At 63.4% G+C, this 11,922-nt stretch carries 15 protein-coding genes; 9 read left to right on the forward strand and 6 right to left on the reverse strand.

Going from position 1 to position 11,922, the window contains the following annotated elements; translation table 11 throughout:
• The first annotated feature begins 28 nt into the window (after positions 1-28).
• Complete coding sequence (locus MESAU_RS09645; protein ID WP_015315860.1) at positions 29-766, forward strand: tellurite resistance TerB family protein; 738 nt, start codon at positions 29-31, stop codon at positions 764-766.
• Positions 767-806: 40 nt separating this feature from the next.
• On the opposite strand, the gene MESAU_RS31090 is transcribed toward MESAU_RS09645, so the two are convergent.
• Entirely contained in the window at positions 807-1,061 is a 255-nt protein-coding gene (locus tag MESAU_RS31090) for a hypothetical protein (protein WP_157163627.1), read from the reverse strand.
• Between the two features lie 5 nt (positions 1,062-1,066).
• Here MESAU_RS31090 and MESAU_RS09650 point away from each other — a divergent pair, with 5 nt between their 5' ends.
• Positions 1,067-1,822 (forward strand): SDR family oxidoreductase, encoded by a 756-nt coding sequence (locus tag MESAU_RS09650; RefSeq protein ID WP_015315861.1) that lies wholly within the window; start codon positions 1,067-1,069, stop codon positions 1,820-1,822.
• Positions 1,823-1,855: 33 nt separating this feature from the next.
• On the opposite strand, the gene MESAU_RS09655 is transcribed toward MESAU_RS09650, so the two are convergent.
• Together MESAU_RS09655 and MESAU_RS09660 are read right to left on the reverse strand one after the other, a co-directional pair.
• On the reverse strand, positions 1,856-2,230 hold the full coding sequence (locus MESAU_RS09655) for a YciI family protein (RefSeq protein WP_015315862.1): 375 nt from the start codon (positions 2,228-2,230) through the stop codon (positions 1,856-1,858).
• A gap of 137 nt (positions 2,231-2,367) precedes the next feature.
• The gene (locus tag MESAU_RS09660; RefSeq protein WP_015315863.1) at positions 2,368-3,264 is read right to left on the reverse strand and encodes a LysR substrate-binding domain-containing protein; all 897 of its coding nucleotides are present in this window, start codon (positions 3,262-3,264) and stop codon (positions 2,368-2,370) included.
• Positions 3,265-3,451: 187 nt separating this feature from the next.
• On the opposite strand from MESAU_RS09660, the gene MESAU_RS09665 reads away from it, so the two are divergent.
• Genes MESAU_RS09665 through MESAU_RS09675 form a run of 3 tightly spaced genes read left to right on the forward strand, consistent with a single transcriptional unit; the run spans position 3,452 to position 5,657 of the window.
• The gene (locus MESAU_RS09665) at positions 3,452-4,234 is read left to right on the forward strand and encodes a transporter substrate-binding domain-containing protein (protein WP_245262954.1); all 783 of its coding nucleotides are present in this window, start codon (positions 3,452-3,454) and stop codon (positions 4,232-4,234) included.
• Positions 4,235-4,248: 14 nt separating this feature from the next.
• Positions 4,249-4,926 carry an amino acid ABC transporter permease gene (locus MESAU_RS09670; RefSeq protein ID WP_015315865.1) on the forward strand — a complete coding sequence of 226 codons (678 nt, stop codon included), beginning with the start codon at positions 4,249-4,251 and terminating at the stop codon, positions 4,924-4,926.
• A complete protein-coding gene (locus MESAU_RS09675) occupies positions 4,926-5,657 on the forward strand; it encodes an MBL fold metallo-hydrolase (RefSeq protein ID WP_015315866.1) in 732 nt (243 codons plus the stop codon). Before MESAU_RS09670 ends, MESAU_RS09675 begins: the two co-directional genes overlap by 1 nt.
• A gap of 3 nt (positions 5,658-5,660) precedes the next feature.
• On the opposite strand, the gene MESAU_RS09680 is transcribed toward MESAU_RS09675, so the two are convergent.
• The gene (locus MESAU_RS09680; protein WP_015315867.1) at positions 5,661-6,845 is read right to left on the reverse strand and encodes a pyridoxal phosphate-dependent aminotransferase; all 1,185 of its coding nucleotides are present in this window, start codon (positions 6,843-6,845) and stop codon (positions 5,661-5,663) included.
• A gap of 83 nt (positions 6,846-6,928) precedes the next feature.
• Between MESAU_RS09680 and MESAU_RS09685 the strand changes: the two genes are divergently transcribed.
• From MESAU_RS09685 to denD, 4 genes are all read left to right on the forward strand, one after another.
• The gene (locus tag MESAU_RS09685; protein WP_015315868.1) at positions 6,929-7,615 is read left to right on the forward strand and encodes a GNAT family N-acetyltransferase; all 687 of its coding nucleotides are present in this window, start codon (positions 6,929-6,931) and stop codon (positions 7,613-7,615) included.
• Positions 7,616-7,629: 14 nt separating this feature from the next.
• A complete protein-coding gene (locus MESAU_RS09690; protein ID WP_015315869.1) occupies positions 7,630-8,598 on the forward strand; it encodes a cation diffusion facilitator family transporter in 969 nt (322 codons plus the stop codon).
• A gap of 86 nt (positions 8,599-8,684) precedes the next feature.
• Entirely contained in the window at positions 8,685-8,894 is a 210-nt protein-coding gene (locus MESAU_RS09695; protein WP_015315870.1) for a hypothetical protein, read from the forward strand.
• Positions 8,895-8,906: 12 nt separating this feature from the next.
• The gene (denD, locus tag MESAU_RS09700; protein ID WP_015315871.1) at positions 8,907-9,887 is read left to right on the forward strand and encodes a D-erythronate dehydrogenase; all 981 of its coding nucleotides are present in this window, start codon (positions 8,907-8,909) and stop codon (positions 9,885-9,887) included.
• 38 nt (positions 9,888-9,925) lie between these two features.
• Here denD and MESAU_RS09705 read toward each other — a convergent pair whose 3' ends face one another.
• Together MESAU_RS09705 and MESAU_RS09710 are read right to left on the reverse strand one after the other, a co-directional pair.
• Entirely contained in the window at positions 9,926-11,020 is a 1,095-nt protein-coding gene (locus MESAU_RS09705) for a nickel/cobalt transporter (RefSeq protein ID WP_224622467.1), read from the reverse strand.
• A gap of 77 nt (positions 11,021-11,097) precedes the next feature.
• Positions 11,098-11,766 carry a DUF1007 family protein gene (locus MESAU_RS09710; protein ID WP_015315873.1) on the reverse strand — a complete coding sequence of 223 codons (669 nt, stop codon included), beginning with the start codon at positions 11,764-11,766 and terminating at the stop codon, positions 11,098-11,100.
• Positions 11,767-11,922: the final 156 nt, after the last annotated feature.

Consider the following 11,922-nt stretch of genomic DNA (forward strand, 5'->3'; position numbering starts at 1 on the left):
TTCGGCTGGGCAAATCCTGGAGGCATCGATGTTCGATCCCAAGAAGCTTCTCGACGATCTGCTCGGCTCGCAAGTTCCCGGTGCTAGCGGCACGGTCCGCGACAAGGCCGGCCAGGCGGTGCAGATGGCCAAGGACAATCCGCTGGCCGCCGGTGCGCTGGCCGCCGTGCTGCTTGGGACCGGCGCCGGCCGGCAGGTGACGGGTGCCGCGGTGAAGCTCGGCGGACTGGCCGCCATCGGTGGTCTCGCCTACAAGGCCTACCAGAACTACAAGGCCGGCAACGCACCGGAACAGGTGCCCGCCGCCGGCGAGCCGGAATTGCTGCCGCCGCCCAAGGACACCGCCTTCCACCCGTCGCAGGCGCCGCAAGGCGAGGATGAGTTCACGCTGACCTTGGTGCGGGCGATGATCTCGGCGGCCAAGGCCGACGGCCATGTCGACGACGAAGAGCGCCGGAAGATCGCCGGCAAGCTCAGCCTTGCCGGGATCGGCACCGATGCGGAAAAATTCCTGATGGCGGAGCTGGAGAGGCCGCTCGACCTCGACACGCTGGTGGCCGGCGCCAAGACCGACGCGCAGAAGCTCGAACTCTATACGGCGTCGCGCCTTACCATCGATCCCAACACGCGCGCCGAGCGCGGTTACCTCGACCTGCTTGCCGGGCGGCTCGGCCTGCCGGATCCGCTGATCGACCATGTCGAGGCGACGGTTTCGGCGGCGAAAGTGCCCACGGCCGAGGGTACGCCACCCAATCCGCAGTGGTAACCCGGATTGGCACACAGGCCGCGGAGGCGTTAACCTTTCGTTAACTCAGGAAGCGCATGATTCTACACAGTCGGATCGGCTTTTCCTCCTCCCAAGCCCGGTTCAGATCAGGGCGGTCGCCAATGACCGCCCTTTTTGTCCGTCCTCGCCGGGTGCCCTTCAAAGAAATGGGTTCACTTTTCGAGGCCATGTCCCAGTGGCCGCGCTTGCCATCGCTGCCATCATTTGCGATGCCTTCTCCACTCGAACCAAATTTGTAGATCAGGCGAGCACGCACATCGCTGCCGGAGGACATCAGCCATGACCGAGCAAAAGACCGCCATCGTCACCGGGGCCGGCACCGGGATCGGCAAGAGCGTAGCCACGGCATTGCTCAAGGGCGGCTGGAATACGGTGTTCTGCGGGCGCCGCAAGCCGTTGCTGGATGCCGCGATCGCCGAGATCGGGCCGACCGAGGCCAGAGCGTTGGCGGTTGCCTGCGACATCAGCAAGGCCGGTGAGGTCGACGATCTGTTCGAGACCGTGGCGGAGGCTTTCGGGCGGGTCGATCTGCTCTTCAACAATGCAGGCATGGGCTACAAGTCGACGCCGATCGACGAGATCCCGGTCGAGGTCTGGAACGATATCGTCGGCGTCAACCTCACCGGATCCTTCTTGTGCGCGCGCGCGGCTTTCGGCGCCATGCGCAAGCAGAAGCCGATGGGCGGCCGCATCATCAACAATGGTTCGGTGTCGGCCTATGCGCCGCGCCCGGGCTCGGTGCCCTATACGGCGACCAAGCACGCCATCACCGGGCTGACCAAGACGCTGGCGCTCGACGGCCGCCCCTACGACATCGCCTGCGGACAGATCGACATCGGCAATGCATTGACCGACATGGCGCAGCCGATGACCGTCGGCGTGCCGCAGGCCAACGGCTCGATATCAGCCGAAGCGGTGATGGATGTCCAGCGCGTCGCCGACGCGGTCTTGCACATGGCCAGCCTGCCGCTCGACGCCAACGTGCTGTTCATGACCGTGATGGCGACCAAGATGCCGTTCGTGGGGCGTGGGTGAGCAGCGGGCGCTGGCGGCGCTTTTGCCCGTGCCTCATTTTTCCGCCAGCGGCACGCCGGGCTTGAAGAGTAGAATGGGCCTGATCTCGTAAACGGCGGTCGGATTGACACGACGAAGATCGCGCGCGATCGCGATGGCGTCGTCCCTGGTGACGCAGTCGACGACATAGAGGCCGAGCAACTGTTCCTTGGTCTCGGCGAAGGGCCCATCGATGATCATACCGTCGCCCGGGCCGCGCAAGGTGCAGGCATCCCGTGTCGTTCCCAGACGCGCTGACGGCCCAAGCGTGCCTTCCGCATGAAGCCTGCCGTTGATCTTGAGCAACTCGGCCATCAGCGCCGCATCTTCCTGCGGCGTCAGCGCCTCGATCGCATCTTCCACGTGATAGGCAAGGATTGCATAGAACATGCGACATCGCCCTTTCGAAACGTCATTCAAACAGGCTGACCGTAGAAAGTCGGGCGAACATGAACAAGGGAATATCCCGATCCATCCTGGATCAGGATCCTCCTCGAAAACCGGATCCCACTTTTCGGCATCATGCTCTAGCGTGACGGTTTCGCCGCCTGATCGACAAGCCAGTCGACAAACCGCCCGATGACAGGGTTCGCAAGGCCCTCTTCGTGGCATATGCAATAGTAATTTCGGGCGGCCGGCGTGAACAGGGTGAGCGGCTGCACGAGGCGCCCTTCATCGAGATCGCGAAAGGAGATGATATCGTTGGTCAGGGCAACGCCGTGACCGTCGCGGGCTGCCTGAAGCACCATGGCAAAATTGTCGAAATAGATATCGGACTGCACCGTATGCGGCACGCGCGCCCGCATCAGCCACTGCCGCCACTGGCTACCGTCATCCTCATGCAGCAGGCGATGGTGAAGGACATCGCGCGGCTCGCGAATGCCGTGCGGCCCGCGCAGCAATTGCGGGCTGCAGACCGGCGCCGCGTGCACGCTGTGGAGTAGCTGCCACGAAAATCCAGGCCAGGGCGGATTGCCGTAGACGATGGCGACATCGACCTTTCGCCAGTCCACCTCCTCGAATGCCACCGCTGTCAGCATCCGCAGCCGAATGTCCTGGTTGGCATCCAGGAATTGAAAGATCCGCGCCGCCAGCCAGGTCGTTCCAAAGACCGAAGGCGACGATACGCGCAGTTCCGCCCTGGCGGTCGTGGCGTAGGCATTGGCCGAAATGTCGCGGATCGAATCGGCGATCTGATGCATCGCCATGCCGACGCTCTTCTGCAGTGTCGCGCCGCGTTCCGTCAGCGCGAGGCGACGGCCGCTTTTCCTGAACAGCTCGACGCCCAGCGAGAGCTGCAAGGCGCGCAGTTGTTGGCTGATGGCGCCCGGTGTCACATGCAACTCGGCGGCCGCGGCAGCGACATTGCCCAGCCGCGAAACGCTTTCGAAGGCTCGCAGGGAATGAAGAGACGGAACGCCCACTCGGCACCTTAGTTTAGAAAAACTGCCATATATTGCCGCTAAAGATTTAGCTTGTCTCGCGATAATTGCAACATAAGGTCCCCTGGCCGCCCAAGATCGGCACCGCAAAGACAAAAATAGGGAACTGGATATGCTTCATCCGCGCATCGCCTTCGCAGTGAAAATCGCCTTCGGCGGAATGGTTGTCATGACCCTTGCTGCCACCGCGCCGGTGGCGCAGGCCGGCGATGTTGGCCTCATGCGCAACGGCGTGCTCAATGTCTGCACCGGCGGCGATTTTCCGCCCATGCAATATTATGAGAATCCGGGCGACGAGAAGCTCGTCGGTTTCGAGGTCGACGTCGTCGACGCCATCGCAAAGCAATGGGGCGGCACCACCAAATATGTAGTCGGCGACTTCAAGGGGCTCCTGCCGTCGCTCGGTGCCGAGCGCTGCGATCTCGTCGCGAGCGGCATCATGGTGACCAAGGAGCGCCTCAAGGCCTATGATGCCGTTCCCTACTTCGTTTCGAACGTGGTGATGGTGACTGCCGCCTCGGATGCCGAGACCAGATCGCCGCTCGACCTCAGCGGCAAAGTGCTGGCGATTGAGGCAGGCACCACCTACGAAAAGACGGCAGCGGACCTGAATGCCGAGCTGGCGAAAGCCGGCAAGGCTCCGGCGCAGATTCAGACCTATCCGTCCGCCTCCGGCGTCATCGAGCAGATACTGGTCGGCCGGGCCGCGGCGACGATCACTCAGGACACGACGGCTGCATTCCGCATCAAGCAGATGCCGGGCCGGTTGCAGGTGCCCTACAACTATGGTGACGGCGAAACCTACGGGATCTATCTGAGAAAGGGCGGCGACAACCGCGAGGCCCTGATCAAGGCCATCGAGACCCTGCAGGCCAGCGGCGAGATGAAGGCGCTGCTGCAGAAGTGGAACCTTCCCGAGACCGCCACCGACGTCAAGCACGCGACCAACTGAAGGGCAGGCTGAACGTGTTCGACAGCAAGCTCTTCCTGACGGCGCTGTTCGGCTGGCCCCTTGCCAAGGGGGCTTTGCTGACCCTGGTGCTTTCGGTTCTGGTGATGACTGTTGCCCTGGCGATATCGCTCGCAACGGCAGCACTTGCCACGTCTAAGCGGCGCTGGATCCGCCTGTCGATCGCCGCCTTCGTCTGGCTGTTTCGCGGTGCGCCGGCACTGCTCGTACTGTTGTTCATCTGGAATGGGCTGCCGCAGATGTCGGCGGTGTTCCGCTCGGACTGGTTCAGCCCGTTCGTGGCGGCCTTTCTCGCTTTGGCCCTGATCCAGATCGCCTACCTGACCGAGATCCTGCGCAGTTCCTACGCATCGATCGGCAAGGGGCAGTCCGAGGGTGCAGCGGCCCTTGGTCTGCACCGGGGCCAGATCTTCTTCCTGATCATCCTGCCTCAGGCCCTGCGTGTCGCGCTGCCGGCACTGGTCAACGAGTTCATTTCCCTGCTGAAGGCGACCTCGCTGGCGACGGTCATCTCCTTGAAGGAGCTCATGACCGTCACCCAGTTCGCCATCGCCACCAGCTTTCGTTTCCTGGAATGGTATGGCGCGGCGCTGATCTACTACATGTCGATGGTTTCGGTTCTGACCATCTTCCAGATTAAGCTCGAGCGCATGCTCGCGCGGGGCCATCGCTAATGCCGGCGACCGACGACGCTTCCGACTGGTTTTCACGCGAAACCGTTGGGCGGGATATCACGCGGATATGGGAGCCGTACGTCCATGCCTATTTCAGGAGCAACATCTTTCATGTTCGCGGGCGTGATATCGACCTCGTCATCGACGCCGGCATGGGCCTGGTCCCCCTCAGGCCGATGCTGAACCTGCCAGGCACCAAGCCGGTCGCGGCCGTAGCCACGCACATCCATGTCGATCATGTCGGCGGCTTGAATGAGTTCGAGACCAGGGCCGGCCACCGCGAAGAGGCTGCCTTCTTCGCGGACATGGCGGACGAACACACTTTGGCGCATCTGTTCCGCGCCCAACCGGAGCCCGTCCGCAGGTCGCCCGATGGGGCATGGTCCCCGCGCTCTTTCCAGGTCAGGCCGGCGCCGCTCACCCAGATCCTGGAGGAGGGTGACAAGATCGAGACCGGCGACAGGTCACTGCGCGTCCTGCATTTTCCGGGTCATTCGCCGGGATCGATCGGGCTTCTCGATGAGGGGCATGGGGAGTTCTTCGCTGGCGATGCGGTCTATCGTGGCCGGCTGATCGACGATCTTCCGGGTTCGGACGTGCAGGCCTACCGGAAGACGATGCAGCAGCTCTTGCAGATCGAGTTCAGCCGCGCCTATTGCGGGCATGGCGAACCGATCGACCAGAACGAGTTGCGATCGATCGCAAGAGCCTACCTGGACAGCACGAGCTGAGCCTCACTTGGCCAGGAACGTTCCGATCCTGTCCAGCGCGCGCAAAATGTTTTCCTCGGAATTGGCGTAGGAGAGCCTGACATAGCCTTCGCCGAGAATGCCGAAATCGGGGCCGCCGATCAGCGCCACACCAGCCTCGTCGAGCAGGGCCGAGGCGAGTTTCTTGGCCTTCCAGCCGGTCTTCGAGACATTGGGGAAGGCATAGAACGCGCCCTTGGGCGTGATGCAGGAGATGTTTGGCAGGGCATTCAGGCCCGCGACCACGATTTTCCGGCGGTTGTCGAAGGCGCGCATCATGGTGTCGACGTCATCCTGCGGGCCGTCGATCGCCGCGATGCCGGCGAACTGGCTTGGTGCGTTGACGCAGGACCAGCAATTGACCGCCAGCTTGCGCACCTTGTCGTAGAGGTGGGCGCCCTTGTCGCCGTTCGGCCAGATCGACCAGCCCATGCGCCAGCCGGTCATCGCCCAGGTCTTGGACCAGCCGTTGAGCACGATCAGCCGGTCGCGGATCTCGGGAAAGCCAAGCAGCGAGCAATGCGTCTCGCCGTCATAAGTCATGACATCGTAGATTTCGTCGGAGAGAACGGCCACGTCTGGATGCTTCTCAAGCCCCTTGACCAGCTTCTCGATCTCGGCGCGCGGCGTGACGCCGCCGGTCGGGTTGGCCGGCGAGTTGAGGATCAAGAGCCTGGTCTTCGGCGTGATCAGCCCCAGCGTCTCTTCGGCCGAGAAGGCGAAGCCGTTCTCCTCGCGCATCGGCACGGGAATGGGGGTTGCACCGGTGAACTCGATCATCGAGCGGTAGATGGGAAAGCCGGGGTCGGGATAGAGGATCTCGGCGCCGGGCTCGCCGAACATCAGGATGGCGGCGAACATGGTTGGCTTGCCGCCGGGCAGGATCATCACCGCCTCCGGCGAGACCTCGACGCCGGTGGTCGTCAGCGTGCGCCGCACCACCGCCTCGCGGGTCGCCAGCAGGCCATTGGCCGGCGTGTAGCCATGGTGGCCGTCACGCAGCGCCTTGATCGCCGCCTCGACGATGTGCTGCGGCGTCTTGAAGTCGGGCTGGCCGATGCCGAGATTGACGATGTCGCGGCCCTGGCTCGCCAGCGCCGTTGCCCGGGCCAGCACGGCAAAAGCGTTTTCCTCGCCGAGACGGTCGAAGGCCGAAATCGTGTGGAGCATTTTTCCCGTCCCTGTGGTTCTTACTGTTGGCGAGCGTTTTTGTGAGCGTCCGCCCGCAAAAGTCAAACGGATTGGAGTTTTCGGTGTCGGAAAATCTCAAAGACTGGCAGCCGCGCCCGCGCCCGGAGCGCAAGGTTCTGGAGGGCCGCTATGTCAGGCTCGAGCCATTGAGTGCCGCAACACATGGCGACGGCCTCTACGAGGCGTCCTCCGTGGCCGACGTCGACGGCCGCTTCGCCTGGCTGCCCGACTATCCGCCGGAAACCCGCGCCGCCTTCCAGCCCTGGCTGGACAAGGTGGAGGCGAGCGAGGATCCGCTGTTCTTCGCTATTGTCGACAAGGCAAGCGGCAAGGTCGCCGGCCGCCAGACGCTGATGCGCATCGATCCGACCCATGGCGTCATCGAGATCGGCAACATCTACTGGGGACCCCTCATCTCGCGCAAGCCGGCGGCGACGGAAGCACAGTTCCTGTTCATGAAATACATCTTCGACGAACTCGGCTATCGCCGCTACGAATGGAAGTGCAACAACCGCAACGGGCCGTCGAAGCGCGCGGCGGAACGGTTCGGCTTCAAGTTCGAGGGTATTTTCCGCCAGCATCTCATCGTCAAGGGTGAAAACCGCGACACCGCGTGGTATTCGACCATCGACAAGGAATGGCCGGCTCTGCGCAAGGCTTATGAAGCCTGGCTCGATCCGGCCAACTTCGACGCCAATGGCCAGCAGAACCGCCGGCTCGAGGATTTTCGCGCGGAATTGGACGCCTAACGGGAGTTTGCCATTTGGCGCATATCCACGATCACAGCGGGCACGATCACGGCGGCGGCCATGTGCATGGGTCGACGGACCAGAAGCGCGTCCTGATCGCGGCCTGCCTGACCGCCGGCTTCATGGTGGCCGAGGCGCTCGGCGGCCTGTTTACCGGGTCGCTGGCGCTGCTGGCCGATGCCGGCCACATGCTCGCCGACGCCATTGCGCTCGGCCTGGCCTGGTATGCCTTCCATCTGGCGGGCCGGCCGGCAACCGGCCAGCTCACCTACGGCTTCGGCCGCGTCAAGACGCTGGTGGCCTACACCAATGGCATCGCCATTTTCGTCATCGCTCTGTGGATCGTCTACGAAGCGTGGGATCGCCTGCTGACACCGGCGCCGGTGCTGGGCGGGCCGATGCTGGTGGTGGCGATCCTCGGCCTGCTGGTCAATATCGGCTCCTTCCTGGTGCTGCATGGCGGCGATAGAGACAACCTCAACATGCGCGGCGCCATCCTGCATGTGCTCGGCGATCTGCTCGGCTCGGCAGCCGCGATCGTCGCGGCACTGGTCATCCTGGCGACCGGCTGGACGCCGATCGACCCGATCCTGTCCGTGCTGGTATCGCTGCTGATCCTGTCCACCGCGTGGTCGCTGATGCGCGCCGCCGCCCACGTCCTGCTCGAAGGCGTGCCGCCAAGCCTCGATCGCGACCTGATCGCCGGGGACATTCAGGCAACGGTCCAGGGCGTGCGCGAGGTGCACCATATGCACATCTGGTCGCTCGACGGGTCGAGCAGCATGGCGACGCTGCATGCCTGCCTCAACGAGGGCGTCGATGCCCATCAGGCGGTCAGCGCCATCAAGAAGCGGCTTGCCAGCGAGCACGGCATCAGCCATGCCACCGTGGAACCGGAATTCGGCCGGTGCGCCGACGATGGCGACGACCATCATCACGAGCATGAGCACGATGCGGCCGCGCATCACGGCCACTATCACTAGGATCGATCGATGACCATTGATCGGACCCTCAGGAGTCCTCCAGCTTTGCAACTCAGCTCGATGAACGACCGCCGTTCCGGTGCGGCATGATGGACCGTGACACGCGCAATGCGGCCATTGCGGCGGTCTGGATCATGCTTCTGTTCGGCATTGCCGCTTTCTACCTGCCGACCGTGATGTTGGCACTCGGCAGTTATTCGACCGTGCTGGCGGGTATCTTCGGCACCGTCTTCGTGCTGGCGTTTTTCCTGGTGTTCTGGTTGCGCGCGCGCACCCAGCGCAAAAATCGGAAGTAAGGGATATCGGACATGCGCATTCTGATCACTGGCGCCGCGGGCATGGTCGGCCGCAAACTCATCGCCCGGCTGGCCAAGGACGGCACGCTGCGCGGCGAGAAGATCACGGCGCTCGACCTCCACGACATCGTGCCGCCGCAGGCGCCAGCCATGGACGGCGTCAGCGTCGCGCTGCACACGGGGGACCTTGCCGAAGCAGGCGCCGCGGAAAGCCTGGTTGTGTCGCGCCCCGATGTCGTCTTCCACCTCGCCGGCATCGTGTCGGGTGAGGCGGAAGCGAATTTCGACCTCGGCTACCGCGTCAACCTCGACGGCACGCGTGCGCTGTTCGACGCCATCCGCCTGGCAGGGTTTGCGCCGCGCGTCGTCTTCACGTCGTCAATCGCCGTTTTCGGCGCGCCGTTCCCGGATGTCATACCGGACGAATTCCACCCGACGCCGCTGACCTCCTACGGCACGCAGAAGCAAATGAGCGAAGCGCTGCTGGCAGACTATTCCAGGCGCGGCTTCTTCGACGGCATCGGCATCCGGCTGCCGACGATCTGCGTGCGGCCCGGCAAGCCCAACAAGGCGGCGTCCGGCTTCTTCTCCGGTATCATTCGTGAACCCTTGAGCGGGCAGGAGGCGATCCTGCCGGTGCCGCGCTCGGTCGTGCACACCCATGCCAGCCCGCGCTCGGCGGTGAGTTTCCTGATCCATGGCGCGGAGATCGAGGGCGCAGCCGTGGGGCCGCGCCGCAACCTGACGATGCCGGGTGTCGCCGTCACCGTTGGCGAGCAGATCGAGGCGCTGGAACGGGTGGCTGGATCGCAGGCGACAAGCCTGATCCGCGAGGTGCCCGACGAGACGATCTGGGCAATCGTCAAGGGCTGGCCGACCCGCTTCGAGGCGCGGCGGTCAAGGGAACTTGGCTTCAGTGCCGAAAAGAGTTTTGACGAGATCATCCGCGCGCATATCGAGGATGAGCTGGGCGGCAAGATTCCCGGTCAGTAGCGCACGGTGCCTATCCCATTCCAACGGAATGGTAGGGTCTAAACGCTGCCCGTCAGGCTCGCGGACAGCAGCAGCAGTCCGAACAGGAAGACGAAGGCCGCGCCGCCGATCTCGACGATCGAGTGGATGCGGTTGCCCATGCGGCCGTCGCCGGCGAAATACACTGCCCAGTTCTTGGCGGTCACCGCCAGTGTGGCCAGGGCCGAGACGGTGATCGCGGTTCCGATCGACATTGCCAGCACCGACAGCAGGCCGCCGAGCCAGAGCCCGTTGAGCAGCGCGAAGCTGAGAACGATCAACGCACCGGAGCAAGGGCGGATGCCGACGGCGGCCACCGCCGACCAGGCGGTGCGCCAGTCGAAGCGGTCACCCGACAGCAGCGCCGGATCGGGCGCATGCGAGTGGCCACAGGTGTCGCAGACCTCGCCGCTGGCGTGGTCGTGATGCGCATGATCATGCGCGCCGTGGCCGTAATGATCGTGCGAATGGCCATGCCCATGGTCGTGATCGCCATGCCCGTGCAGTGCGTGGGAATGAGCGTGCGCCGCATGGTCGTGAGCGCCATGCGAATGGCCTGCATGGGAATGACCGGCGTGAGCCGCCGACAGGCTGTAGGCCGGGCCCTTGCCAAACAGGCGCAGGACGGCTGGGCCGAGCTTGCGCCACAAAAGCCAGGCGCCAAAGAGGGTGACCAGGGCAAAGCTCATGATCTCCATGAACCAGGCCGCATCGGTCATCGAGATGGTGGTGCCGCGCAGGACGAAATAGGCCAGCAGCATCACCAGGATCGCCGTCAGGCCCTGCAGCAGCGCCGAGACGAAGGACAATAGGATGCCGCGCTTCAGCGCCACTTCGTTGGCCACCATATAAGACGAGATCACCGCCTTGCCGTGGCCGGGGCCGGCGGCGTGGAAAATGCCATAGGCGAAGGACAGGCCGATGAGTATCCAGATCTTGCTGTTGTCCTGGCGCATTGCCTTCATGGCGGTCGCCAGCGCGCGGTAGAATTCCTGCTGCCTCAGATTGATCCACATCAGGATATGGGCGAACGGACCGGTGGTGGGTGCCATGCCGTCATTGACGCCGATGCCGAGCGAACTCTGGGCGTGCGCGGCATTGGCGAAATGCATCATGGCAAAGGCAAGGGCCAACAGGCCGACTGCCAAACGCAGGGACGGTTTCGAACAGTTCCCGATCGGGTTCACCGGATCTATCCTTCTGGCTGACAGGTCAGTTCGAGTTTGGTGGCAAAGATCTTGCTCATGTCGGTGCCTGTCGGATCGTTGAAGAAGGCATCCGTCAGGGTCTTCTGGTTTTCCTTGATCGCTTCGTCCGGGTCCGGCCGGACGACCTTGCTCGTGCAGTTCGACGGCAGGCCCTCGACGGTGATGTTGGAATCCTCGGTGAAGTCGATCGCCGTGTAGAAGGTCGGATCGTAGACGCCGATGTCGATCGTGCCGGACAGCTTGATCGGCGCCTTCGGTTCGGATTCAAACAGGATGATCAACTGGTCGTTGTCGAAATTGGCCATCAGATGCGGCGGCGGCGTCATCGCCACGTCCTTGCCGTCCTGCGTGACGAGCTGGAAATAATTGAACTCGACCAGCGAGGCATGGACGGTGTCGGCGACCTCCTTCAGCTCCTTGTCGTCAAGCTTCAGGTCGGAGTTCTTGTCGAACTCCATCATCACCGTGCTCGAAAACAGATCGTCGAAGCGCCACAGATGACGCAACGCTTTCACACTTTGGTGATCCGGGGACAGGACCACGTCGAGGCGCGCCTCGGCGAAGACGTGCGGATGCACCTCGGCCGGTCCTGTCGCGGCAAAGATCGCCGCCAAGGCCGAGGCCAGCATGATTGCGTGCCGTTTCAGATGCATTCGCGGTCGCGATTCCCTTGGCTTTCGAGAGCGTGGTCGAAGGTTACCAGAAAGGGGGCGAAATTGGGACTGCGGGCGCATGTCACCCAAAAGTGCGCGAGGCTTTGGATAGCGCCACGCATGCAGGAGAGCTCAAAAGCGTGCGGTATCCGGGCT

This window comes from Mesorhizobium australicum WSM2073 (genome assembly GCF_000230995.2).
Taxonomy (GTDB): Bacteria; Pseudomonadota; Alphaproteobacteria; order Rhizobiales; family Rhizobiaceae; genus Mesorhizobium; species Mesorhizobium australicum.